A 25,837-nucleotide genomic window follows, 5' to 3' on the forward strand; every position below is an offset into this window, starting at 1 on the left:
CAGCCGGCATTTCGAGCCGTCGCGGCGTTCAGATGAAATCAGATGGCTGAAAGCGAAAGCCCGCCTGTCGAGTGCGCGGTGCCTGCCCTCGCCGCTCGCGGGACCCTTGGCGGCATGGATGCCACCACCGAGCTTACAAGGACGTACTTGCAGCGTGTCCGGCGAGGGTGGGCGGGCAAAGGCACTGCGGCTAAACCCAGCGCCAACGCTCCTTGCTCTGTGCCCCATAGTTTGCAGATCACGCGCATCCAAAGTCGACGCGTTATCCGCGCTGGAAGGCAATGTCGCCGCTCAGAGCAAGTAATGGCGGCCAACAAAATCTAACGAGCCACTGTTAGGTGTGCAGATCCCCCACCAGCAATCGAAGTACCGTTGTTGCAGACCCTTCGTCACCCCGGCTGCAACTGCGCGGCCAATATGTCAGTCGTTCCAGGCCGCCATCAATGCGACACCGTCAATCAAGGCGCAGGCGGATACAGCGGCGCCAGCACCTCCGGTTCGGCCGCACTTGCATGCCGCCAGCGCGGCCCCTTGGCGAACGCTTCGCGCAAGGCAGCGCGCGCGCCGGTCACATCGCCGTCGCCGCCCCAGCGTGCGCGCTGCATGCGCGCCACGGCTGCACGCTGCGCCGGGTCGGCCAATGCCGCCATCACTGCATCGATATCGGCAACGCCGGCCATGCCGCAGAGCACCGCCGCCACCTCGTCCATGCCGCCGGTGTCGAGCGCGCGGCGCAACTCGGCAACGCCGTGGGTCGCACGTCTGCCCTGGGCTGGCACGTCGCTGCCGTTGCCCTCATTGCCGCCTGATGCACCGCGCGGAGCACCGCGCCGACGCAATAACGCCCACACCAGCGTGGCGATCCACAAAAGCGCAAATCCGATCGCCGCCGCGATCCATCCCCACGGCGCTCGCGCGGGAGATGGTGCTTGCAGGGTGAGCGTGCGATCGGGTGTAGGCGCCGATTGATCGGGTGCCGGATTCGGCGCCGATGCCGGCGCCGGCGTCGCAAACGCACCGCTACCTGCCGCCACATCGAGCGTCAGGTCGGGCAGTGACGCGGTCTTGGCTGCGCCTGCCCCCACATCCCACCATGCCATCTGCAGCCCGGGCACCACCAACGGACCGGCGCGGTTGGGCACGATCGAATAGCGCCGGGTCAGTCGCAGTTGCGGCGAGCCGTCCACAAAGCGTTCCTCGAATTGCGGCGGCTCGGCGAATACCTGCGCGTCGGGCACGCTGGGCGTGGGCAATTCGGGAAACTGCGCCTGGGTCGCGCCGCGCGCACTGGCTTCCACCACGAATTGAGCCGCCTCACCGGCTCTCGCCCGCTGAGGCGTGGTCGTGTAGCGCAACTGCAGGCTGCGCAACGGCAGCCAAGGCTGCGGCGCATTGGCCGGTTGCGCGCGCACCTGCAGCGGAATGCTCGCACTGCGCGCACTCAACTCACCGTTGCCGCGCCCGAAGTAATCGTCAAAAAACCCGCCTACCGAACGCCCGTTGAAACGTGCCGGCGGCAGTAGCAGGCGACCGCTGCGCTCGGGCACCAGCAGGTAGCGCCGCTCCACCACATTGTATTGACGTCCATTGACGACCTTGACAGAGCTGACGTCGTCGCCGACGCGCTGCATCGATGCCCCATCGGGTGCCTCAAGATCCAATTCGCCCGATGCCAGTTGGGTGGCGAAGTACAACCGCACCACCACGCCCACGCTTTGCTGCACGTAGGGTTGCGGGTCGTCCACCTGGGTTTGGACGAAGGCTTCTTCATTGCCCTGCGCCGCACTCGGCGCGCCGGCAGCGTTGCCGGAGCTGCTCGCGGGATCGTTCGCCGCGCCAACCACCTGCAGGCGCAGCGGTTCGGTGCGTTCATTGCCCACGCGTATCGCCGGCACGATGAGTTCGCCGCTCCTGCGTGGCGTCAGTACCACGCCGAACAAGGCACGCACCGTCACCGACCCATTGGTCACCTGCATCTGCTGATTGGCGCTCTTGGCGCCCAGCGAAAAATCGCTGCGCAGCGGCGTGTAATCCGGGTCGACGCCGCGTTGGTCGGTTTCGATATTCAACATCGCCACATCGCCGGCATTGACGCTGTCGCGATCCAGCCACGCGCGCGTGACCGCACCCACAGGCGCGCACGCCAACAGTGCCACGCTGGCCAGCATGCCGATTGCCGCGCGACGTAAATGCTGTCTGCCGATCATCGTCCGTCCCGTTGCCTGCGTTCGTATTCCAGCCTGAATTTGGTACGCAGCAGGCTGCCCGGATCGTCCGGCACCCGCCGCAGCCATGCGTCCACCGCCTGACGTTGCTCGCGTTGTTCCGGCGTCTCGCCGGCGACGGCGGCCTCCTGCTTGCCGCTGGCATCGGCCTGCTTGTTGCCCGCCTGCGCCATGGCCTGCTGCATCTTGCGACGCTGTGCCTCATCGGCCTGCTGCTGCGCCTTGGCATCGGCAGATTGCGGCGGCGTGTCCTGCTTGCGTTGCTCGCCCTGCCCGTTCTTGGCCTGCGCATCTTGTGGCCTGCCGTCCTGTGGCGGCTGCGCCTCAGAGGGTTGGTTCTTGCTGTCGTGCTGATTCTGCCCATCCTGGCCGGATTGCTTGTCCTGCTGATTCTGGCCCGCCTGCTGTTGCCCCTTCCCATCCTGGCCGGATGGCTTCTGGTCCTTGGACTGCCCCTTGCCATCCTTGTTGGTCTGCTGCTGGCGCTTGCGCGCCGCATCGACCGCCGCGCGATTGGCGATGGCGTCCTGCTGATTCGGATGTTGCTTGAGCGCACGGTCGTAGGCCGCGATCGCCGCGTCGTACTGGCCTTGTCGCGCCAGCGCGTTACCGAGGTTGTACAGCCCCTCATCGGTCGGTACCGCTTCGAAGGCCTTCTGCGCCGCTGCGAAATCGCCCTTGCGATACGCCTGCACCCCGGCATCCAGGCGCTGTTGTTGCACCTGATCGGCACGCTGCCACAAGGTGCCATCGGCCGCGTGCGCGGGCTGCGCCAGCGGCAGCACGCACACCATCGCCAGCACGGCTACCACCGCGCGGCGACGAAACGCCAGCAGGGACAGCAGCATCACCGGCAGCACCAGCCAATAGCCTTCGTCGAGCCAGCTCTTGCCGCCATCGGACTCGGCGGTTTCATCGGCCAACGGCTGTTGCGATGGATCGAGCACGCCCAACGCCCGCAGGTCTGCATCGTCCGGCGCAATGCGCGCATAGCGCCCGCCCCCCTGCGCGGCCAGGGTGCGCAGACTGCCCTCGTCGAGCTTGGCCTGTGCAATTTCACCGCTGGCCGTGCGATACGCCGCACCGCGCTCGCCGCCCACACCGAGCGCCGAGACACTGAAGCCGCGCGAACGTGCCACCCGCGCCGAACTTTCGGCGGAGCGATCTGCGCTATCGCTGACAAGCAGGATCTCGCCTTGCTTGAAGCCGGCCTGCTGCAACAACTGCGCGGCCGCATCGATCGCCCGGTCGGCACGCTTGCCATCGACCGGCATGACCGACGGCGACAGTGCATCCAGAAACAAGGCCACGTTGGCACTGTCTTCGGTCAATGGCGCAACCGTGAAGCTCTCGCCTGCATAGACCAGCAATGCCACCTCGCCACCGGCACGTTTGCGCAGCAGCGTCGCCAGCTTGGCGCGCGCCTGCAGCAGGCGCGAAGGCGGCAGGTCGGTTGCGTTGGCACTGGACGACAGATCCAGCACCACTACCAGCGGCATGCTCGATTGAAACACCGGACGCTCGGTCTGCCGCCAGCTCGGCCCGCTCATCGCAAGCACGGCCAACGCATAGGTCAGCGCAGCCAGCACGAATCCCAGCCATCCGCGCCGACCGCCGGAGACCAACAGCTTCGGCAACAGATGCGCATCCACGCTTTGCCGCCAGACGTCGGCATCGCGGCGACGCCAGTGCCACAGCGCAGCCGCCGGTACGATCGCCAACAGCGCCCACAACAGCGTCGGGCGCAACAGATGTAACGACTGCAGCCACCCCGCCAGCTCGGTCAGCGCGTCCATTGCCACCTCCGCGGCAGCAGATAGGCCAGCAGGGCAACGACGATTGCCGCGCCCAATGGCCAGTAGTAACGCTCGACGCGCGGCTGCACCGAAGGCCCCAGTCCCTTGACCGGTTCCAGCCGATCCAGCTCGGCATAGATGCCGGCAAGCTCCTCAGTATCGCGGGCGCGGAAGAAGCGCCCGCCGGTCTGCTGGGCGATCTTGCGCAGCCCGTCTTCGTCGATGTCGTCGTTGCCGCCGGCCGGAATCGGTACCCCGAACAAGGAATAGCCGCCACTGCCGCCGAAGGCAATGGTATGCACGCGCACGCCTTCGGCCTTGGCCAGTTCCGCGGCCTTCAGGGGATTGAGCACGCCAGCGGTATTGACGCCATCGGTGAGCAACACCACCACGCGCTGGCCCTGCTTCTGTTCGCGCAGGCGCTTGACCGACAAGGCGATCGCATCGCCAATCGCGGTTTCGCGCCCGGCCAAGCCCACCACGCTGTCGCTCAACTGATCGCGCACGGAGGTCAGATCCGCGGTCAACGGTGTCAGCGCATACGCGCGTTGGCCAAACACCAGCAGACCGACGCGGTCGCCGTCGCGCCGATCCAGAAAGTCCGACAGCACGGCCTTGGCGGCGGTGAGCCGGTCCACCACCTTGCCACCAAGCACCATGTCGGGCTCGCTCATGCTGCCCGAAAGATCCACCGCCAACATCATCTGGCGCGCCTCGCGCGGGGGTTGAATCACCTCGCCCAATTGCTGCGGACGTGCCAGCGCGGCACACAACAAAAACCAAGCCAGCCACGCCAGCCAACGCGGCATCCGCAGCACCGGCGCGCTTTTGGCCTGCGCCACCGCCTGCAACTGCTCCGCATATGGCACGCGGAGTGCGGCCGCATCGGCGCGGCGTTGCGGCCAGAACCACATCAGCAACGGCAAGGGCATCAGCCACCACGCCCACGGCCAGGCGCAGTGCGCCAACGCATCCTGCCATTGCGACCACTGCAACCAGTTCATCGCCGGCCCCGCATCAACGCCACAAAGCGCTGCCGCGCCAACGCTTCTACCGCAGGTAGATCGCTGACGGTGGGTGCGCGCTGAAAGCCGCCTTCCAGCACAGCCCGGCCCGGCCCCTGCGAAAACACCTGGTCCTTGCGCTTGCGCCCATCCAGAAACTGCAACCACGCCTCGCCCTGCAAGCGGTCGGCCTGCGGGTCGACGCGCCGCGCCGCACGTCGCAGCAGCACCGACACGGCCGCCAAGCGCTGCGCAGGCGTGGTGGCGCGCGCTAGTTCCGCATCGAACGCAGCCAGCCAGCGGCGCTGGCGCTGACGCCGGCGCCACCACCAGACCCATGCGCTCCCCACCACCAGCACGAAAACCGCGATCACCAGCCACCAGCCCGGTGCCAGCGGCCACCACGACGGCGACGGCGGCAGGTGCACATCACGCAGCGGCAGCGACTGCGGGGACATCGTCAGCGACTCCGCGCGGCAGGGCTGCCGCCCAACCACGCATCGCTGGCATCGTCGGTGGACAGGCGATGCAAGCGCACGCCGCGTGCCTGCAGGAGCGATCCCAAATGCTCCAGCGGCGCGACGAATTCGGCCTGCCAGCGTGCACGTCCGGCCTGGGTCGACAGATCGATCGCGATGCGCTCGCCACGCACGTCGAAGGTGACTGCACGTGCCGGTGGCGCCAGTTCCAGCGGATCGACCAGCACGATCACCACCACCTCGTGATGCAAGGCCAAGCCCGACCAGCGCGTGGCAGAAATCGAGCCGGCGCTGCGCGCATCGGCCAGCACGGTCAGGCGCGCGCCGGGGCGCAACAGGCGCGCCGCATGATCCAGCGCCACCTCCAGCCCCGCATCGCCGGACGGCGGCTGGGCATACCAACGCGCCAAGGCATCCAACACCGGCAGCACACCACGCTGACCGGACCGCGGCGCAATCGGTGCCTCGCTCGCGGTGCCGCGCAAGGCTGCAATGCGATCGCCCTGGCGCTGCGCCAGCCATGCGGCGACCGCGCCGGCGCGTGCGGCCTGCACCGATTTGTAGCGCACGCGCGTACCGAAGAAGAGCGCAGGCGAGGTATCGGCCACGATCAGGCTCAAACGCTCGCGCTCAGCCTGAAACAATTTGGTGTGCGCTCGCCCGGTTCGCGCGGTCACGCGCCAATCGATATGCCGCGCATCATCGCCAGCCACGTACTCACGCGACTCGGCATATTCCATGCCGCGCCCGCGCGTGGCGGCCGGCACCGGCCCCACCACCCCGTGCCGGCCACGTCCCGGTTGACCGCGATGGATTGCAGTACCGCGCAGCGCAATCAGTTCTGCAAGCGCTGGGCGCACTCCATCGCCAGCGACTGGCGAGGGGGCGGCTGCAGGGGACGAGAACGGCATCGAAGACATCGGTGTCTGGCGAGAGTGCGGCATACCTCAGCGACGCTGCCCGATCAGGGCAGCGGAATCTTTTCGAGCAATGCAGCGATCAGGCGTTCGCCGTCCCAACCCTCGGCGGTGGCCTCGTAGCTGGGTAGGACGCGATGCCGCAGTACGTCCGGGGCAATGGCGCGGATATCGTCCGGCGTCACGTAGTCGCGCCCGGCCAGCCACGCCCTTGCGCGCGCGCACCGTTCCAGTGCGATCGAGCCACGCGGGCTGGCGCCCCAGGCGATCCTCCGTGCCAATGCCGGGTCGTAACGCTTGGCATCGCGCGAGGCCAGCACGATTTCGATCAGATAGCGTTCCAGCTGCGGTGCCAGATGCACGTCAAGCACCACACGGCGCGCGGCGAAGACATCTTCCAATGGAATCTTGTCGGGTACGGTCTCGTGCTTTTCCAGCGTGTCGCGGGCGGACTCGCGTGCCAGGCGCAGGATTTCCGCCTCGGCGTCGGCCTGGGGATAGCCGATGCGCACATGCATCAGGAAGCGATCCAACTGCGCTTCGGGCAGCGGGAACGTGCCCTCCTGCTCGATCGGATTCTGCGTCGCCATCACCAGGAACAACTGCGGCAGCGCATAGGTATGCCGGCCGACCGTCACCTGCCGCTCGCCCATCGCTTCCAGCAGCGCGGATTGCACCTTGGCTGGTGCGCGGTTGATTTCGTCGGCCAGCAGGATCGGGTGGAAGATCGGCCCGGGCATGAACTCGAACCGGCTGTCCTGCGGCCGCCAGATTTCGGTACCGGTCAGATCGGCAGGCAGCAGGTCCGGGGTGAACTGCACCCGTGCAAAATCCGCTTCCAGCCTCGAAGCCAGCGCACGGATCGCAGTGGTCTTGGCCAACCCGGGCGCGCCCTCGACGAGCAGATGGCCATCGGCCAGCAAGGCAATCAACAGCCGCTCCACGAGCGCTGCCTGGCCAACGATGCGCTGCGCAAGCGATTCGCGCAGCGAGGTGAATTGACGGTGCAGCCGGTCCTCGGCGGGCGCGGCAACGGCTTCGGGGGGGAGCAGTGGCGGTGCGTTCATAGGTCCAGTGTGACCGATTCGAACGCGATTGGTTCACTCGGCGATGGGGCCAGGTTCAGTCAAGGCCCAACATTTGCTCTGGATCACAAAGATCAGTTGGTCGGGAAAATTCGTTCTTTCCGAAGGCGCCCCTTGCTTCGCATTAGACAAATTTGAACCGCACTGGATTAGAGCACCATCGGCGCCGGCGCAGACAATGCTTACTTCTGCGCAGCCTAAATCTCACCTATTGCACTGCATCGACTGCCAAGCCGCCGCGGCCCCTTGTGTACCCCTGCACGTCGATACGATCACCCTCACGACACGCTCCAGGCCGCCACACTGGCCACACCTGGTTTGGCATATATCAGACGCGGCCAACCCTGCTAGCGACTCCCCTCATTTGCAATCCATACGAGAAAGGCCGCTTTCGCGGCCTTTTCCGGTAAAAGTTTCAATTACGGATTCGCGCTGGCCACGCGAAGAACCTTAGGAGTTACAAACACCAGGAGCTCGGCCTTCTCCTTGCTGCGTCCGCGCTTCTTGAAGAGATTTCCCAGGAACGGAATATCTCCAAGGAACGGAACTTTGGAGACGCTTTCGCGATCGGTAAATTCATAGACACCACCAATGACTACTGTCTCACCGTCGCCTACTAGCACAGCAGTATTGACCTCCCGGCGATTAATCTCGGGAACTGTTCCGTAGCCTTCCAAAATAATGAATCGAGCCACCTCGTCCTTCTTGACATTCATATTCAAGAAGACGCGATTGTCATTCGTGATGGTGGGCGTAACCTTCAATTCAAGTAGAACTTCCTTGAACTGCACATTCGCCTGCGCGGCGGAACCTGCCGCACCACCACCACTGATTGTCACATACCCAATCTCCCGACCTTGCTTGATGACACCCTCACGCTGATTGGCCGTCACGATCCGCGGATTTGAGACGACCTCACCTCGCCCTTCCTCTTGCATTGCCGATAGCTCAATGTCGAGGTTGAAATTGGATCCAAGCAAGGTATACGCCAAGCCGGCCGCTCTGCTATTGGTAAAGCCACTAGCCCCCAAATCGACATTCAACCCCGAAGGGAACAAATGCGAAGCCAGCGTTGTACTGGTACCAGTATTAGCGATTTCATTAGCTCGTTGCGCTGAAGTGTTCTGGAAGTTGACGTTACTCTCCAGCGCCCCGCTCAAAATCCCACGTCCGGTTGCGCCAGTGATGCCGAACCGCGCACCCAAATCACGCGCAAAAGTATCCGTCGCAATGACAATCCGGCTCTCGATCAGCACCTGATCCACTGGGCGGTCAATATGCGAAATCAGCTCGCGCATTTGCGCGACCTTCTTCGGAATATCGCTGATCATCAATGTGTTGGTGCGTTCATCGGCAACCAACCGACCACGTGGCGAAAGGAAACCATTGTCCTGCTGCCCCGCACCACCTTGTCCGCCCTGGCCGCCCTGGCCGCCACCACCGCCACCAATCCCCTTGGCCTCCGTCAGCGCTTTGAAGATCACCGCAGCGTTGTGGTAATTGATCTGCACATAATCGGTGATCAAGTCCTCGCGGTTCTCGATCGCGATGCGGGCGTCTTCCTTGTCCTGCTCGAACTTGGCCAGCTCCGGTTGCGGGGCGACCCACACCACGCCACCATCGCGGCGCTTGTCCAGGCCCTTGGCACGCAGCACGATGTCCAGCGCCTGGTCCCACGGCACGTTCATCAGGCGCAGCGTGACGTTGCCCTGCACGGTGTCGGAAGCGACGATATTGAGGTTGGACTCCTCGGCGATCAGCTGCAGCACGGTGCGCACCGGCACGTCCTGGAAGTTGAACGTCACCGGGCGGCCGCTGTAGCCGCGCGCAGCGATCTGCGCGGCAGCCTGCGTGACCGCCGCCGGGCTCACACCGCCAACCGCCGGCTGGCCCTTGCGCGGGGTGATTTCCACCACGTATTCGTTGCCGGTCTGGTAGGCCAGCGAGTCGAAGGCACCCTTGGTCGACAGCACCAGCTGCGAACCGGAGCCGGACGGCTTCACTTCAACGCGCTGCACCGGCGTGGCGAAGTCGGTGACATTGAGCGGGCGTTGCAGCTCGGCGGGTAGCTTGGCATTGCTGATGTCCACCAGCACGTTGTCGCCTTGCGTCCGCAGGTCCGGGCTGGCGCCCTGGCCGTCGAACTGCAGGATCAGACGGCCAGCGCCGTCTTCGCCGCGCTTGAAATCGATTTTGGACACCGCCAGGCTCGCCGGAGCGACCTTGGCCGGATCCTGCGCGGGCTGAGTCAGCGCCGCGGCGGCGAACGCGCTGCCGCTCGCCAGCGCCAGCGCGAACCCCAACGCGCAGGCCTGGAAGATCGCGTGGCGTCGTACCGGACGCAGCCGCTGGGCATTGGAAAACGTCATCGTGCTATCCCCTATCACTTTATTGATCATCCAATGCGAGTGCGGCCGGCCGTTCAAGCCATCCACCCGCACCGTCCGGCACAAGTTCAATCAGCTCGATGCGGTCTTCGTAGACCCCGGTCACCCGGCCATCGCTCTGTCCCAGATACACACCCGGCCGCACCCGGTAGGTCACCTTGTCAGGCGCCATCACCAATGCGATCAGGCCCGAACCGCCGCCAATGGTCCCCACCATGTCGAGGGCGTCGAGCGGAAAGGCTTCCAACGGTTCCTTGCGCCGGTTCGGATCCGGACGCGTGCCGTTGCCACCTTCCGCGCTGACCCAGGCATCGCTGAACGGGTCGCGCATCGCCTGCGCTGCATATTCGAAGGTCTCGAACTGCTGCATCACCGGCAATGGCTCCAGCGGCGGCGCAGGACGCGCGCGCACCTCGGCAACCCAGGCTTCCAGATTCGGCGCATCGCCCGGTGTGCTGGTCACACCGCGCGTGCACGCCGGCAATACTGCAATTAACGCCACACAGGACAGAATCTTGAGCAATTTCATGGTCATTGGCCGCCCTTCTTCGCAGCGTTGGCCGCAGCCTTTTCCTGCTCGGCCATTTCCTCATCGTCCAGATAACGATAGGTCTTGACCGTTCCGGACAGCTCCAGCGCACCGCGCGGGCCGATACCGGCCTTGGGGTCCTTGGGCTTGAGGTTGATGTCGTGCATGGTCAGGATCACCACGCGCGGCAGCGAGGCCACACCGCTGACGAAGGCACCGAACTGGTGGTAGCTGCCCACCATGCGCAGAGCGATCGGCTTTTCGGCGTAAAACTCCTTCGGCGATTCCGGACCGGGCTGGAACAGCTCGTTGGACAGGCCGCTGGACAACGCGGTCTGCGAAATGTCGATGATCAAATCCGGCATTTCGGTCTTGCTGGGCAGCTGACGCAGCATCTGCTGCAGCACTTGTTCCATCTGCGCGAGCTGCTGCTTGAGCGGCTCCAGGTTCACCGCGCGGCCCTGTTGGGTCTCGAACTCGGTGCGCAGCTGGGATTCGGTGCTTTCCAGGCCTTCCAGTTCATCGCGCTTGCTGCTGATCAACAGGAACCAGGCCAGCACCATGATGAACAAGCCGACCACCACGCAGAACACGATGCGCGCCTGCTGCGGCCAACCGCCGATGTTGTTGAAATCCAGATCGCTGAGCTTGAATGATTTCTTACTCATGACGCCGCCCCCTCCTGCGGCCGATTGGCTGGCGCCGGTGCTGCCTGCGTCGGTGCAGGAGCAGCGGCCGGCGGCGTTGCGGGCGCAGGCGCCGCTGCCGGAGCAGCAGGCGTCGCACCGGCAGGCGCAGCACCCGGTGCTGCGGTGCCCGGCGCAGCCGGATCCGCTGCGCCCGGCGCGGTGCCGTTCTTGTCAGCCTCGTTCGGGTTGGCCAGCTTGACCTTGAGCGTGAACACGTACGGCAGCGTCTTGGTGTCCATCGACGACGCGGCAGGTTGACCGGCCTTGTCCTGACTCTTGGCCTCGATGATCGACAGGTCCGGATTGGTCATCCAGCCCGAGCTTTCCAGGTTGCGCATGTATGCACTGACCCGCGCATTCGATTGCGAGCGACCTTCCAGCGTGAGGATGTCGCCATCCTGCTTGATGTTGGTCAGCGCCACGCCATCGGGAATGGTGCGCACCAGCGAATCGAACAGGTGCACCATCTGCGAGCGGTTGGCTTGCAGTTCCTCGATCACCTTCTTGCGGGCAAGCAGGCGGTCCTTCTTCTTGTCGAGTTCCTTGATCTCTTCGTTCTGCGCCTTGACCTTGTCGATCTCGGTGGTCAGAAACGCATTGCGCTCGGTCTGGCCGCTGATCTGCGCGTCGTAATAGAACCAGATCAGCCGACAACAGCACGCCGCCCAATGCGGCGAAGCCCAGCATCGAATAGAACTCGCGTTCGCGTGCCTTTCGGCGCTCCGCGCGCCAGGGCAATAGATTGATTCTTGCCATCAGTCGAAGCTCCTCAGGGCCAGGCCGGTGGCGATCATCAATGCAGGCGCATCCAGCGCCAGCGCATGGGCCTGAACCTTCGGGCCAAGCGTCATCTGGGCAAGCGGATTTGCAACGACCGTGGTCACGCCGAGCTGCTCTTCCACCATCTCCGGCAGGCGCGCCAGCGCGGCGCAACCGCCGGCCAGCACGATGCAGTCGACGCGGTTGAACTCACTGCCCGCATAGAAGAACTGCAGCAGACGGCTGATCTGCTGCACAGTGGCTTCCTTGAACGGCTCCAGCACCTCGACCTCGTAACTTTCCGGCAGGCCACCCTGACGCTTGGCAAGGCCAGCCTCTTCATAGGTCAGCCCGTAACGGCGCATCACTTCGTCGGTGAGCTGCTTGCCGCCGAACACCTGCTCGCGGCTATACAGACTGCGACCGGAGCGCAGCACGCTCAGCGTGGTCATGGTGGCGCCGATGTCCACCAGCGCCACCACCGCATCGGCAGCCACCGGCAATTCGCTGGCAACCAGCGCGAAGGCGTTTTCGACCGCGAAGGCCTCCACGTCCATGACCTTGGCGGTCAAACCGCCGAGTTCCAGCGCCGACTGGCGCAGTTCCACATTCTCCGAACGCGAGGCGGCCAGCAGCACCTGCACCATGTCCGGGCTGCTGGGCATCGGGCCCAGCACCTCGAAATCGAGATTGACTTCCTCGATCGGGTACGGAATGTAATTGGTGGCTTCCAGTTCGACCTGGGCTTCCAGGTCGCTATCGTCCAGATCGGCCGGCATCGGGATCAACTTGGTGATCACCGCCGACCCGGCGACAGCAGCGGCCGCGTTTTTGGCCTTGCTGCCGGAACGGTTGATGGCGCGCCGAATGGCTTCGCCCACCGCCTCCACTTCGACGATGTTCTTTTCCACGACCGCATTCGGCGGCAATGGTTCCACCGCGTAATGTTCCACGCGAAAACGGTTCCCGCTGCGCGATAGCTGCAAGAGCTTCACGGCAGTAGAACTAATGTCGACACCAATCAGTGGCGACTGACTCTTGGGTAAAAGCCCCACGGTAACTCCCCTGCCGACGGGCACTTGGACGCACGTGCGCCCTCGTATTAATAATCAAATTTTAACAGTTGACAAGCCCTTCACGCGCAAGGCAATGACCCCGCGACCGTGACCCCAGTGCTGTCTTCTGCGATCCCCAGAGTTCGGCCCCAGCCAAACTCGGCGTCATCTATACTCTGTGACCAAGAAATCTGCAATCGGAATCTCTCTTACATGCCCCGTATTCGCCGTTGGCTGGGCTGGATCCTGGCCACGATCGTCGTGCTCGCACTGCTTGGCGCTATTGCTGCCGGCGGCCTGTATTACGCCATTTCCTCGAAGTTGCCAGACGTTCAATCGCTCAAACAGGTCGAGCTGCAGGAGCCGATGTACGTCTATTCCAGCGATGGCCGCCTCATGGCGGTTTATGGCGAGACCCGGCGTTATCCCATCCAGATGAAGGACGTGCCGCTGCGCCTGAAGCAGGCCTTCCTGGCCACCGAGGACGCGCGCTTCTACGAGCACGGCGGCGTGGACTACAAGGGCATTGCCCGCGCGGTGTGGCTGCTGACAACCACCGATGCCAAGCGCGTGCCGGGTGGTTCGACCATTACCCAGCAGGTGGCGCGGCAGTTCTTCCTGAGTTCGGAGTACAGCTACACCCGCAAGCTGGCGGAGATCCTGCTGGCGCGCAAGATCGAAAGTGAGCTGAGCAAGGACGAGATCTTCGAGCTGTATCTCAACAAGAGTTTCTTCGGCAACCGCGCCTACGGCGTCGGGGCCGCTGCCGAGTACTACTACGGCAAGAAGATGAGCGAATTGAGCCTGGACGAGATGGCCTCGCTGGCCGGCATCCCCAAGTTCCCGTCCAGCGGCAACCCGATCAGCAACCCTGAGCGTGCGCAGGAGCGTCGCGACTATTACGTGCTGCAGCGCATGGCCGACCTGGGCTTTGTCAGCCAGGCCGAGGCCGACGCCGCCAAGGCCGTGCCGATGCACGCCAAGCCGCATGAGCCGCCGGTGGAGGTGTATGCACCTTACGTGGCCGAGCTGGTACGTCAGGAAATGATCGCCAAGTACGGCGGCGATGTGCTCAACAAGGGCTATCACGTCACCACGACCATCGATGCGACCCTGCAGACTGGTGCGGATGTGGCAGTCGCCGACGGCTTGCGGGTCTACGATCATCGCCATGGCTGGCATGGCGTCGAGCAGCACTTCGACGTGCCCGCCGATGCGGACGCGCCTGCACTGGCCAAGCACCTGGCAGGCGCGTTCACCCAGGGCGGACTGCGTGCGGTGATCGTGGCGCGCACCAATCCCGATGGCGGGGTCACGGTCGTGCTGAGCGACAAGACCGAACTGACCCTGCCCGCCAGTGCCAGCCGCTGGACCGGCAAGACCCCGGCCAAGCTGCTGACCCGCGGCGACCTGACCCGCATTCGCGCCGGCGAAAAGGACGGCGAGTGGATCATCGACCAGTTGCCGCGCGGCCAGGCGGCATTGGTTTCGCTGGACGCCAATAGCGGCGCCCTGCGTGCCCTGGTAGGCGGCTTCAGCTTTGCGGGGAACAAGTTCAACCGCGCCACCCAGGCACGCCGCCAGCCAGGGTCGAGCTTCAAGCCGTTCGTCTACGCAGCCGCATTCGAAAAGGGCTTCAACCCGGCCTCGATCGTGCTGGACGCGCCGGTGGTGTTCCGCGACCGGCGCGGCAAGACCTGGTCGCCGCAGAACGATGGAGGTGGCTTCCGCGGGCCGATGCGCCTGCGCGAAGCGCTGGTGCAGTCGCGCAACCTGGTGTCGGTGCGTCTGCTGGACGCCATCAGCGTCGATTTCGCACGCAAATACATCAGTCAATTCGGTTTCCAGGAGGCCGAATTGCCGCCAAACCTGTCGATGTCGCTGGGCACCGCTTCGCTGACGCCGCTGTCTGTGGCACGCGGCTATGCGGTGTTCGCCAATGGCGGCTCGCGGGTGGACACCTGGATCGTGGATGAGGTCAAAGACCGCGAGGGCAATGTCATCTTCAAGGAAGTGCCGGCCGTAGCCTGCCGCACCTGCGCCCTGCAAGGCGGCAATGTGGCGCCCGTGAGCCAGGTCGTCGATGGCTTCAACTTCGGCGCGCAGGCACCGGAAACACCGCCTGCCGCGCCGGCCACGGCCACGCCGACGCCGGCGCAGACCGCCCCTGCGGCAACCGCGCAGACCAAGATCGCGCCGCGCGCGATCGACGAGCGCACCGCCTACCAGCTGGTGTCGATGATGCGCGACGTGGTCCAGCGCGGCACCGGCACCGCGGCCAAGGTCCTCGGCCGCGAGGACGTGGGCGGCAAGACCGGCTCCACCAACGAGCACCGCGACGCGTGGTTCTCCGGCTTTGGCGGCCCCTACGTCACCACCGTATGGGTGGGCCGCGACGACTTCCGCTCGCTCGGCTATCGCGAATACGGCGGCAAGGCGGCGCTGCCGATCTGGATCGACTACATGCGCGTAGCGCTCAAGGACAAGCCGATCGCCGCCAACGATCCGCCCGATGGCATGACCCAGGCCACCATCAATGGCGCCGTCGAATGGGTCAAGAACGAAGATCTGGACCGCTTGCAGGATTACGACTACGGCCTGCAGGAACAGCAGGACGAAAAGGCGTTCGACATTTTCTGAGGAGCCGGGATTGAGGAATCGAAAGCGGCGTGGCTGTTCGGTTCCCCAATTTGTTGGCCCCCGTTGGATAAGCGCCAGCCATTGCCGACCTGATGGATCGCTGGCGGCATCGTTGCCGGGTCGGCGCAGCGCTCACCTGCCCGCCACGGATATCGCACGCGCCTTGCGCCTTGCCCGTGCATACCCGCACCTGGACCATCGCCCGGTCACCGCTGCGTGATCGTTCCTTTGCAATGACATGACGCATTCGCCATGTCTTCATGCAGCTGTTGTAGAGTCCAGATCAGGTTCATTAGGGGAGCCCGGTCATGCATCACGCACGCGCGCACGCCGATACACGAACCCGGGAACGTCGCCATCGTCTGGCGCACGAAGCCGCACGCCTGATGGCCGAAGGCGGCATCCGTGATTTCCATCAAGCCAAGCTCAAGGCTGCCAGCCGGCTCGGCATTCATGACGATGCGTCGCTGCCACGCAATCGCGAGATCGAAGATGCGTTGCGCGAGTACCAACGCCTGTTCGCCGGACCTGCGCACGGTGCGCGTCTGCGCCAACGTCGCGAAGCCGCGTTGCGGGCGCTTGAGTTTCTCAGCCCCTTCCAGCCACGGCTGACCGGCCCGGTGCTGGACGGCACCGCCGACGCCAATGCACCGGTGCACCTGCAGTTGCACAGCGACGATGCCGATGCCGTGCAGCGGTTTCTGGAAGAACACCGCATTCCGGCCGAGTCGCGCACGCGCCGGCTGCGCCTGGATCGCGAGCGCAACGGCGAGTTTCCGGTGTGGCTGTTCAGCGCCGAAGACCTCACCTTCGATCTCACCGTGCTGCCCTACGACGCGCTGCGGCAGGCGCCGCTGTCGCAGCTGGACGAAAAGCCGATGCAGCGTGCGTCGGCCGCGCAGGTGCGACAGTTGTTGACAGACGGCGACGGTTCCACCGGCTCACCGCTGCTGCGCTGAGTCGGCCATATGACGCGGAACCTGACTACGCGGGCGAGCTCTGTGCTTCTTTAACCGGCGTCACGACGCCGCTACGCAGCGGTCGTTTATTCGGGCCCAGCCAGCCGGACGAACCGTCGTGCAACACGACGCTGCCAATCGCCACGACAGCAGCACGCTGTGCTGGAAGGCGACTGCCGCGCAACCATCCAAATGCAAACGCCCCGCACTGCGGGGCGTTTGTTTACGCAGGTACGCGTGGACCGATCAGCGCTTGGCGCTGTCGGTGTAATCGCGCTTGTCGTAACCGGTATAGATCTGGCGCGGACGGCCGATCTTCATTTCCGGGTCGACCTGCTGCTCCAGCCAATGCGACACCCAACCTGCGGTGCGTGCGATGGCGAACATCACGGTGAACATTTCCACCGGGATGTTGAGCGCCTTGTAGATGATGCCCGAGTAGAAGTCGACGTTCGGGTACAGCTTGCGCTGCACGAAATAGTCGTCCTTCAGCGCGGCTTCTTCCAGCTTCAGCGCCACTTCCAGCAGCGGGTCGTTGACGCCCAGCTCGCCCAGCACCTTGTGGGTCATCTCGCGGATGATCTTGGCGCGCGGGTCGAAGTTCTTGTAGACGCGGTGACCGAAGCCCATCAGACGGAACGAGGAATTCTTGTCCTTGGCCTTGGCCACGGCCGATTCGACGTTGTCGGCGGTGCCGATCTCTTCGAGCATCTTCAGCACGGCTTCGTTTGCGCCACCGTGTGCCGGACCCCACAGCGCGGTGATACCGGCGGCGACCGAGGCATACGGATTGGCACCGGTCGAGCCGACCAGACGCACGGTCGAGGTCGAGGCGTTCTGCTCGTGGTCGGCGTGCAGGATGAACAGCAGATCCAGGGCCTTGGCAACAACCGGATTGATCTCCAGCGGCTCGCTCGGCACTTCGAACATCATGTGCAGGAAGCGGTCGACGTAGTTCAGGTTATTGCGTGGGTAGCGGATCGGCCAGCCGATCGAATAACGGTACGCCGCAGCCGCCAGGGTTGGCACCTTGGCGATCAAACGGATGGCGGCCTGACGGCGCTGCTCCGGATCGTTGAGGTCCAGGGTGTCGTGGTAGAACGCCGACAGCGAGGCGACCGAGCCGGCTAGCATGGCCATCGGGTGCGCGTCGTGACGGAAACCGCCGAGGAAGTTCTTCAGCGACTCGTGCATCATCGTGTGATGCGTCACTTCGTGGTCGAACTTCTTGAATTCGTCCGCCGTCGGCAGTTCGCCGTTCATCAGCAGGTACGAGACCTCAAGGAAGCTGGACTTTTCGGCCAGCTGCTCGATCGGGTAACCGCGATACAGCAACACGCCATTGTCGCCATCGATGTAGGTGATGGCCGACTTGCAGCTGGCGGTGGCGGTGAAGCCCGAGTCGTAGGTGAACAGACCGGTTTCTTTGGTCAGCTTTGAGATATCGACGCAATCATTGCCAAGCGTGGGCTTGAGAACCGGCAGAACGACCGACTTGTCGCCGGCGTTGAGCGTGACCTGATCAAGATCGGACACTGTGTACGCTCCTTCAGTGGAAGGCGCCTGATCCCACATGGGCAGGCACGTGATGGAAGTCCAAGGCATCGCCTCGGATCAGACCATTATCGCACAGCAGCATTTTGGCCGTCGCTTGGACAGAAGTCGTAGACGCATCGCGCCAGGCATACAGGCGAAGCGTTCAGCGCCCCAAAAAACAACGGCCGCGCAATGCGCGGCCGCTGCCGGTACAGCCCGTCCTGCAAGTTCAGCGCGCGTAGCGCTTCTGGAACTTGTCGATCCGGCCGCCGGTGTCGATCACCTTGTGCTTGCCGGTATAGAACGGGTGCGAGGACGAGGAAATTTCCACCTTGATCAGCGGATACTCCTGGCCGTCTTCCCACTTCACGGTCTCTTTCGAGGTCATGGTGGAACGGGTCAGAATCTTGAAATCGGACGTCACGTCGTGAAAGACGACGTCTTTGTAGTTGGGATGAACGTTATCTTTCATGGACTTGGCGCCGGGCTGCCTGGATAAGCCGGGTATTATAGCTGCGCCCAGGCAGCCGGCGCAAGGTCGCCTCAGTTCGCCGCCAGGGCGGCCCCGACCAGCGCGTAGAACTGCTGGATGTCATAGGCCAGCAGCAGATTGGCATTGTCGGGCGCCCCGCCCTGCCGGTTCCAGTCCACCAGGGTCATGCCACGGGTATGCGCACCGGACAGTTCGATATGGACCGGGCGCTGCTCCAGCCGCTGCGCGCCTTCCGGGTGCAGTGCGAACGCCATCGCCAGCGCGTCGGCGGCATACCAGTACTCGCCGCGGCTGTCTTCGGACCACAGCCGGGTCTTGCGCGAGATTTCCTCGTAGAACCGGGCGCGGCCAGAATCGGCCGCCAGCCATTGCTCCACGTCCCGGTGCAGCAGGCCGTGCGCGATGGTGGCTTCCCAGTCGGCCACGTCGAACTGCGGAAAACCGCCGAACACGATATGCGCCGCTTCCGGGTCGAACCCGATATTGAACTCGGCCGCAGCGGTGATATTGCCGTGCCCAGTCAACGCCCCGCCCATCACCACCAGCCGCGCCACGCGCTGCGGCAGGGTCGGGTCCAGGGTGAGCGCCAGGGCGAGATTGGTCAGTGGACCGAGCGCCACCAGCAGCAGCTTGCCGGCGTGTTCGTGCGACAGACGCAGGATGGCGAGCGCGGCGTGTTCGGCCTCGGCCGTGCGCTTGGCCGGTGCCAGGCCCACATCGCCGAATCCGTCGAGACCGTGCACGTGCGCCGCATCCACCGACGGGTGCAGCAACGGCTGTGGGCAGCCGGCGTAGACCGGCACATCGGTACGGCCAGCGATCTCGCAGACCTTCAAGGCGTTGCGCACGGTGTGCTCCAGGCCCACGTTGCCGGCGGCGATGGTCAGGCCGACCACCTCGTGGCGTGTGTCGTTGAAGGCCATCAGCAGCGCCAAGGCGTCGTCCACGCCAGGGTCGGTGTCGATCAGCAGCGGTATCTTGTCAGTCATGGGATTCGGGATTGGGCATTCGGGATTCGTTGCCGCATCTTCGCAAGGATCGGCCGGCCACGCGAATCAGCAGCACGCAGCCGCCACGCTGTTACGAATCCCGATTCCCGACTCCCGGCCGCTCAAGCGGCCGCATACCGCACCGCGCCGCCGATCCAGCGTTCGACCACGCGGTCGGCGATTTCCGGCGCCTCGTCCAGCAGCCGCTCGGCCAGTACCTGCACGCGCGGCAACAGCCCGGCGTCGCGTGCCAGATCGGCGATGCGGAAACTGGCCAGGCCGGTTTGCCGGGTGCCCAGCAATTCGCCCGGGCCACGCAACTCCAGATCCTTCTCCGCGATCACGAAACCGTCGTTGGTCTGGCGCATGGTTTCCAGACGCTGCCGCGCCATCATCGACAACGGCGCCTGGTACAGCAGCACGCAACTTGAGGCGGCTGCGCCACGCCCGACCCGACCGCGCAACTGATGCAATTGGGCCAGGCCCAGCCGCTCGGCATTTTCGATGATCATCAACGAGGCGTTAGGCACGTCCACGCCGACTTCGATCACGGTGGTGGCCACCAACAGGTCGCTGCGGCCCTGCTTGAAATCCAGCATGGCCTTCTGCTTTTCGGCCGGCTTCATGCGGCCGTGCACCAGCGCCACCCGCACGCCCGGCAACTGCGCCGACAAGGCCTCGAAGGTGACTTCGGCGGCCTGCGCTTCGATGCGCGGCGGACCGCCTTGCTGGCCTTGCGCGCCTTTCTCGGGTTCTTCGCTTTCTTCGATCAGGGTGCACACCCAATATGCCTGCCGTCCTTCGGCGCAGGCGGCGCGAATGCGTTCGACCAATTCGGGCCGGCGCTCCGCGCTCAGCACGATCGTCTGCACCGGCGTGCGGCCGGGCGGCAATTCGTCGATGGCCGAAACATCCAGATCTGCGTAAGCCGACATCGCCAACGTGCGCGGAATGGGCGTGGCGGTCATCACCAGCTGATGCGGCACGCTGCCCGCCGCCGCTCCCTTGTCGCGCAACGCAAGGCGCTGATGCACGCCGAAGCGGTGTTGCTCGTCGATGATGGCCAACGCCAGGTCGTGGAAGACCACCGCTTCCTGCATCAACGCATGCGTGCCGACCACGACCTGCGCCTGACCGGAGGCGACCTCGGCCATCACTGCAGCGCGCGCCTTGCCGGTGACCTTGCCTGCCAGCCAGACGATGCGGATGCCCAACGGTTCCAACCAGCCGCGCAGATTGGTGAGGTGCTGCTCGGCCAGCAATTCGGTGGGCGCGGCAAGTGCGACCTGCTTGCCCTGCTCCACCGCCAACATGGCCGCCAGCGCCGCGACCACGGTCTTGCCGCTGCCGACATCGCCCTGTACCAGCCGCAGCATCGGCGAGGGTTGCGCAAGGTCATGCGCAATCTGTTCGAACACGCGTTGTTGCGCGCCGGTCAGCTGGAACGGCAGCGCCTTGCACAATTGCTGCACCAACGTGCCGTTGCCGGGCAGGCTGGGCGCGTGCAGACGCTGCAACGCGATGCGTTGCCGGCGCAGGCTGAGCTGGTGCGCCAGCAATTCCTCGATTGCCAGGCGCTGCTGGGCCGGGTGGCCTCCGGCGAGCAGTTGCTGTGGATCAGTGCCAACCGGCGGGCGATGCATGGTGAGCAAAGCCGCGCGCAATGAGGGCAATCGCTCGTCCTGCAGCCAGTGCGGTGGCAACAATTCCAGCGCACTTTCGGGCGGCAGACGCTCCAGCGCCTGGCCGATGAGCTTGCGCAACGTCGCCGGGCCAACGCCTTCGAGCACCGGATACACCGGATCCAGACTGTCGCCCAACCCGGCATCTTCGTCCGGTGCGAGCACGCGGTAACTGGGGTGCACGATCTCCCAGCCGTGCTGGCCGGGCTTGGGTGTGCCGAACACCCGCAGCCGCGTACCGACGGCGAACTGCGCGACCTGCGCCGCACGAAAATGAAAGAAGCGCAGCACCAGCGTCCCGTGCGAGGCGTCGGACACTGCCACGCGCAGCACCGGCCGGAAGCGGAAGCCGCGCTCCACAGCCTCCACGCGTCCTTCGACCTGCGCCGGCACGCCACCTTGCAGCTGCGCGATGGTGGTCAAGCGCGTGCGGTCTTCGTAACGCAGCGGCAGATGCAGCCACAGGTCCTGCACGCTCAGGATGCCGCGCGCAGCGAACTTGTCGGCCACTTTCGGGCCGACACCGGGCAGGCTGGACAGCCGAGCCTGGCCGGCGACGGCCAGGCTCGGTGTGACGACGCGCGTGCGCGACACGGCCGATCAGCGGCGCAGGATCACTCGATCACCATCACTGCATCGACTTCGAAGCCGGCGCCCTTGGGCAGACCGGAGACTTCGATGGTCGAACGCGCCGGGAACGGTGCCTGGAAATACTCCTGCATCACCGCGTTGACTGCAGCGAACTGCCCCAGGTCGGTCAGATACAGACCCAGACGCACGATCTTGTCGAGCGAGCCGCCGGCCGCTTCGGCCACCGCCTTGAGGTTGTCGAATGCACGGCGTGCCTGCGCACCGATGTCGCCCGGCACGATCTCGCCGGTGGCCGGGTCCAGCGGGATCTGCCCGGAGAAATACACGGTGTTGCCGGCACGCACGGCCTGCGAATACGGGCCGATGGCGGCAGGCGCCTGGTCGGTATGGATGATCTGGGACATGGACACTCCACTGCAAAGGGTTGCCGCAGTTTAGGCCTTTGTGCGGATTTGCTCGACTGTTGCGCGAGTGCGCCAGGCGCTACTGGCGTCCGACGCTCTGCACCACATGCAGACGCCGTAGCCGGCGCATCACCTCGGCCAGGTGGCGGCGGTCGCGCACCTGGATGTTGAAGCGCAGCACGGCTGCGTTGAAGTCGCGGTCCAGATAGTCCACGCGCTCGATATTGGACTGACTCTGCGCGATGGCTGCGGCCAGCTGCGCCAGCACGCCGGTGCGGTTTTCCACTTCGACCACCAGCGCGGTGTCGTAGTCACCGGTCACGTTGGAGTCCCAGTCGATCGGCACCCACCGTTCGGGCGATTTGCGCAATTCCGCCAGGTTCGGGCAGTCCAGGCGGTGCACCACGATGCCCTTGCCGGCGGTGTGATAGCCCATGATTTCGTCGCCGGGAATCGGCTGGCAGCAATTGGCGAAACTGATCACGCCGCGCTCGCTGCCGTCGATCAGGATCTTCTCGTGCGAATGCTTGGACAGGCCACCGCCACGCAGTTCTGCGTAAGCCATCAACGCCTGCGCGGCCTGATTGGGCATCCAGTTGCCGAGCGCCACATCGGCCAGCAACGCTTCCAGACGCGGATAGCGGTGCTCGGCAAGGAAGGCGTCCAGGCGACCCTTGGGCAGCCGTTCCAGCGAAGAGTCCATTGCCTCCAGCGCGCGGTCCAGCATGCGGTGGCCCAACTGCACGGCATCTTCGTGCTCGAGTTGCTTGAGCTGATGCCGGATGGCGGTGCGCGCCTTGCTGCTGACCACAAATTCCAGCCACTGCGGTTTGGGCGTGGCCGAGCGTGCGGTGATGATCTCCACCGCCTGCCCGCTGACCAGCTTGGTGCGCAACGGCACCAGCTTCTTGTCCACGCGCGAGGCCACGGCGCGATTACCCACGTCGGTATGCACCGCGTAGGCAAAATCCAGCGCGGTGGAATTGCGCGGCAACGCCAGGATCTTGCCCTTGGGCGTGAACAGATAGACCTCGTCCGGGAACAGGTCGACCTTGACGTTGTCCAGGAATTCCAGCGACGAGCCAGCGGCGCGCTGCGAATCGATCAGTTCCACGATCCAGTCGTGTGCACGACTCTGCGCGCTGTTGGGCGAGGCCGAGCCGACCTTGTAGGTCCAGTGCGCCGCTACGCCGCGTTCGGCGATCAGGTCCATCTCTTCGGTGCGGATCTGCACTTCGATCGGCGAGCCGTATGGTCCGAACAATACGGTGTGCAGCGACTGGTAGCCATTGGCCTTGGGGATTGCGATGAAATCGCGGAAGCGCCCGTCCAGCGGCTTGAAGCTGGCATGCACCGCGCCCAGCGCGTGATAGCAATCGGCCACCGTGCGCACCACCAGGCGAAAGCCGAACACGTCCATCACCTGGTCGAAGGACTTGTTCTCTTCGTGCATCTTGGAATAGATGCTCCAGGGCGTCTTGATGCGGCTGACCAGCCGATGCTCCAGCCCTTCCTTGGCCAGCCGCTGGGACAGCTGCACTTCCACCTGCGCCATCGATTCACGCCGCACCACCGGCTGGCTGCGGATGTGCTTTTCGATGATGGCGTGGCGCCACGGATACAACGCGCGGAAGCCCAGGTTCTGCAATTCGGACTTGATCAGGCTCATGCCCAGCCGCTGCGCGATGGGTGCGTAGATCTCCAGCGTCTCGCGCGCGATGCGGCCGCGCGCCTCGGTGCTCTGTGCGCCGAGCGTGCGCATGTTGTGCAGGCGGTCGGCCAGCTTGATCATGATCACGCGCAGGTCGCGCGACATCGCCAGCAGCATCTTGCGGAAACTTTCCGCCGCCGCTTCCTGGCGGTCGCGGAACTTGAGCTTGTCCAGCTTGGTGACGCCATCGACCAGTTCGGCCACCGCCTCGCCGAACTCCGACGCCAGTTCTTCGCGCGTCAGCGGCGTATCTTCAATGGTGTCGTGCAGGATTGCGGCGATCAGCGATTCCATGTCCAGGCCCAGCTCGGCCAGCACGCCAGCCACCGCCACCGGGTGGGTGATGTAGGGCTCGCCCGACTTGCGGGTCTGCCCGGCATGCGCGCTGGCGCCCACTTCCCAGGCACGGCGCAGGATCGGCAGCTGCTCCTTGGGCAGGTAGCTGGCCGCGCGCTCGAGATGCAGGACGTAGTCGGGGATGGCCTGGTCGGAAGACGGAGACGTCACGACGGTCGCCTGGGCAGTGGGGCCTGGGTTCATGCCGGAAGACTATGCCAGCCGTGCAGTCTGGGCAAACATTTGCACACGCAGGCGTATTGCCGGGACCGAAAACGAAAACAGCCCGCATCGAGGCGGGCTGTTCTGATCGATCGCAGCGATGCTGGGATCAATCGTCGTTCTTGGACATGTCTTCGTCGGCGACCACTTCGGCGGCGGCCCATTCCAGCGCTTCGCGCTCGGCGCGTTCGCGCTCGGCCTTCTCGACTTCATCGATCAGCGCGTTGTCGATCCGACGTGCGGCGATCTCGCGCAGTGCCATCACGGTGGGCTTGTCGCTGGCATCGGCATTCTCGATCAGCGGCTGCACGCCGTTGGCGAGCTGACGGGCGCGCTTGGAGGCCATCATGACCAGCTCAAAACGGTTGTTCACGACTTCCAGGCAATCTTCTACGGTAATGCGGGCCATGCGGGCTCCCGGCGACCAGCAACGGCCGCGCATCGAATGAGGGAAAGGGGGCGGAGTGTACGCTCCGGCCGGCGCCGCAGCAACCGCCACCCATTCAGTTTCCTTTGGAATCAGCGGTTTGAGCCGCTTGGAGCGATCAGGAACCTTCCTGAGCAGTCGCTGGTGCAGCCGGCGCGTGTCAGAACCGCGGTCTACGCGCGGTGGATGCCGTCGCGCGGCGGCGCCCGTCCGGTGACCAGCCCCGCCCTGCCGGCGGCGCTTACTCCAGCAGCGCCTGGATCAGTCCGGCGTGCCGCTGCTGTTGCGCCTGCCGACGCAGCCGGCTGGCGGTGAAGATGGCGCACATCTCCGCCACGGCGATGTCGAAGGTCTCGTTGATGATCACGTAATCGAACTCTTCGAAATGCAGCATCTCTTCACGGGCGGCGGCCAGGCGTTGCGCCATCACGTCCTCGCTGTCCTGCCCGCGCTTGCGCATGCGCTCGTCCAGCGCCTGGCGCGACGGCGGCAGGATGAACACGCTGACCGCATCGGGCACCTTCTGGCGCACCTGACGCGCGCCCTGCCAGTCGATCTCCAGCAGGACGTCGTGGCCGGCGGCCAGCTGCGGCTCCACCGACTGCCGCGCGGTGCCCTTCCAGTCGCCATGCACCAGCGCATATTCGAAGAAATCGCCCGCCTCGATCATGCCCTGGAACTCGTCGGCGGAGACGAAATGGTAGTGCTCGGCATGCCGTTCGCCCGGCCGCGGCGCGCGCGAGGTGAACGAGATCGACAGGGCGATCTTCGGGTCGCGTGCCAGGGTGGCGTTGACGATGCTGCTCTTGCCGGCGCCGGAGGGGGCCGCAACGATATAGAGAGTGCCGCGCATAGGATCAGGGATTCGGGATTGGGGAGTCGGGATTCGCGAACGGACTGCGGACCGGTGCCACCGGGGTCG

General features: G+C 64.9%; 20 protein-coding genes and 1 pseudogene. 2 read left to right on the forward strand and 19 right to left on the reverse strand.

What is annotated here, in order from left to right:
* Window positions 1-458: 458 nt before the first annotated feature.
* From ACDH77_RS15845 to ACDH77_RS15895, 11 genes and pseudogenes are all read right to left on the reverse strand, one after another.
* Complete coding sequence (locus ACDH77_RS15845) at window positions 459-2,207, reverse strand: BatD family protein (RefSeq protein WP_011348451.1); 1,749 nt, start codon at window positions 2,205-2,207, stop codon at window positions 459-461.
* Complete coding sequence (locus ACDH77_RS15850) at window positions 2,204-4,021, reverse strand: VWA domain-containing protein (protein WP_031424165.1); 1,818 nt, start codon at window positions 4,019-4,021, stop codon at window positions 2,204-2,206. The genes ACDH77_RS15845 and ACDH77_RS15850 overlap by 4 nt, the downstream gene beginning before the upstream one ends.
* Window positions 4,009-5,025 (reverse strand): vWA domain-containing protein, encoded by a 1,017-nt coding sequence (locus ACDH77_RS15855; protein ID WP_029820181.1) that lies wholly within the window; start codon window positions 5,023-5,025, stop codon window positions 4,009-4,011. Before ACDH77_RS15855 ends, ACDH77_RS15850 begins: the two co-directional genes overlap by 13 nt.
* Entirely contained in the window at window positions 5,022-5,483 is a 462-nt protein-coding gene (locus tag ACDH77_RS15860; RefSeq protein ID WP_372353544.1) for a DUF4381 domain-containing protein, read from the reverse strand. Before ACDH77_RS15860 ends, ACDH77_RS15855 begins: the two co-directional genes overlap by 4 nt.
* A 2-nt stretch (window positions 5,484-5,485) precedes the next feature.
* On the reverse strand, window positions 5,486-6,448 hold the full coding sequence (locus ACDH77_RS15865; RefSeq protein WP_031424169.1) for a DUF58 domain-containing protein: 963 nt from the start codon (window positions 6,446-6,448) through the stop codon (window positions 5,486-5,488).
* Between the two features lie 20 nt (window positions 6,449-6,468).
* Entirely contained in the window at window positions 6,469-7,488 is a 1,020-nt protein-coding gene (locus tag ACDH77_RS15870) for an AAA family ATPase (RefSeq protein WP_008575849.1), read from the reverse strand.
* A 437-nt stretch (window positions 7,489-7,925) separates the two neighbouring features.
* Window positions 7,926-9,875: a type IV pilus secretin PilQ gene (locus ACDH77_RS15875; protein ID WP_011348456.1), complete on the reverse strand. Its 1,950-nt coding sequence runs from the start codon at window positions 9,873-9,875 to the stop codon at window positions 7,926-7,928.
* A gap of 19 nt (window positions 9,876-9,894) precedes the next feature.
* Entirely contained in the window at window positions 9,895-10,428 is a 534-nt protein-coding gene (locus ACDH77_RS15880; RefSeq protein ID WP_007974439.1) for a pilus assembly protein PilP, read from the reverse strand.
* Window positions 10,425-11,090, reverse strand: coding sequence for a type 4a pilus biogenesis protein PilO (locus tag ACDH77_RS15885; RefSeq protein ID WP_008575845.1), 666 nt, complete (start codon window positions 11,088-11,090; stop codon window positions 10,425-10,427). The genes ACDH77_RS15880 and ACDH77_RS15885 overlap by 4 nt, the downstream gene beginning before the upstream one ends.
* Window positions 11,087-11,867: pseudogene (locus ACDH77_RS15890) on the reverse strand (PilN domain-containing protein). The gene ACDH77_RS15885 and the pseudogene ACDH77_RS15890 overlap by 4 nt, the downstream one beginning before the upstream one ends.
* A complete protein-coding gene (locus ACDH77_RS15895; protein ID WP_042773967.1) occupies window positions 11,867-12,925 on the reverse strand; it encodes a pilus assembly protein PilM in 1,059 nt (352 codons plus the stop codon). Before ACDH77_RS15895 ends, ACDH77_RS15890 begins: the two are co-directional and overlap by 1 nt.
* A gap of 117 nt (window positions 12,926-13,042) precedes the next feature.
* On the opposite strand from ACDH77_RS15895, the gene ACDH77_RS15900 reads away from it, so the two are divergent.
* The gene (locus tag ACDH77_RS15900; protein ID WP_081029736.1) at window positions 13,043-15,565 is read left to right on the forward strand and encodes a penicillin-binding protein 1A; all 2,523 of its coding nucleotides are present in this window, start codon (window positions 13,043-13,045) and stop codon (window positions 15,563-15,565) included.
* A gap of 308 nt (window positions 15,566-15,873) precedes the next feature.
* Window positions 15,874-16,524 (forward strand): hypothetical protein, encoded by a 651-nt coding sequence (locus ACDH77_RS15905; protein WP_011348460.1) that lies wholly within the window; start codon window positions 15,874-15,876, stop codon window positions 16,522-16,524.
* Window positions 16,525-16,770: 246 nt separating this feature from the next.
* On the opposite strand, the gene ACDH77_RS15910 is transcribed toward ACDH77_RS15905, so the two are convergent.
* The 8 genes from ACDH77_RS15910 to gmk all read right to left on the reverse strand — a co-directional run bounded on the left by ACDH77_RS15910 (window position 16,771) and on the right by gmk (window position 25,768).
* Window positions 16,771-18,060, reverse strand: coding sequence for a citrate synthase (locus tag ACDH77_RS15910; RefSeq protein WP_003486167.1), 1,290 nt, complete (start codon window positions 18,058-18,060; stop codon window positions 16,771-16,773).
* Between the two features lie 229 nt (window positions 18,061-18,289).
* Window positions 18,290-18,532, reverse strand: coding sequence for a type B 50S ribosomal protein L31 (locus ACDH77_RS15915; protein WP_005911911.1), 243 nt, complete (start codon window positions 18,530-18,532; stop codon window positions 18,290-18,292).
* Window positions 18,533-18,603: 71 nt separating this feature from the next.
* Window positions 18,604-19,542 (reverse strand): nucleoside hydrolase, encoded by a 939-nt coding sequence (locus ACDH77_RS15920; RefSeq protein ID WP_008575834.1) that lies wholly within the window; start codon window positions 19,540-19,542, stop codon window positions 18,604-18,606.
* Window positions 19,543-19,664: 122 nt separating this feature from the next.
* Entirely contained in the window at window positions 19,665-21,818 is a 2,154-nt protein-coding gene (gene recG / locus ACDH77_RS15925; protein ID WP_014090963.1) for an ATP-dependent DNA helicase RecG, read from the reverse strand.
* Window positions 21,819-21,838: 20 nt separating this feature from the next.
* Window positions 21,839-22,219: a RidA family protein gene (locus tag ACDH77_RS15930; protein ID WP_005911914.1), complete on the reverse strand. Its 381-nt coding sequence runs from the start codon at window positions 22,217-22,219 to the stop codon at window positions 21,839-21,841.
* A gap of 79 nt (window positions 22,220-22,298) precedes the next feature.
* The gene (locus tag ACDH77_RS15935; RefSeq protein ID WP_008575831.1) at window positions 22,299-24,470 is read right to left on the reverse strand and encodes a RelA/SpoT family protein; all 2,172 of its coding nucleotides are present in this window, start codon (window positions 24,468-24,470) and stop codon (window positions 22,299-22,301) included.
* A 127-nt stretch (window positions 24,471-24,597) separates the two neighbouring features.
* Window positions 24,598-24,897 (reverse strand): DNA-directed RNA polymerase subunit omega, encoded by a 300-nt coding sequence (gene rpoZ / locus ACDH77_RS15940; protein ID WP_002812428.1) that lies wholly within the window; start codon window positions 24,895-24,897, stop codon window positions 24,598-24,600.
* A gap of 259 nt (window positions 24,898-25,156) precedes the next feature.
* The gene (gene gmk / locus ACDH77_RS15945; protein ID WP_008575828.1) at window positions 25,157-25,768 is read right to left on the reverse strand and encodes a guanylate kinase; all 612 of its coding nucleotides are present in this window, start codon (window positions 25,766-25,768) and stop codon (window positions 25,157-25,159) included.
* Window positions 25,769-25,837: the final 69 nt, after the last annotated feature.

Origin of the sequence: Xanthomonas axonopodis pv. maculifoliigardeniae (genome assembly GCF_041519315.1) — a bacterium.
Taxonomy (GTDB): Bacteria; Pseudomonadota; Gammaproteobacteria; order Xanthomonadales; family Xanthomonadaceae; genus Xanthomonas; species Xanthomonas euvesicatoria.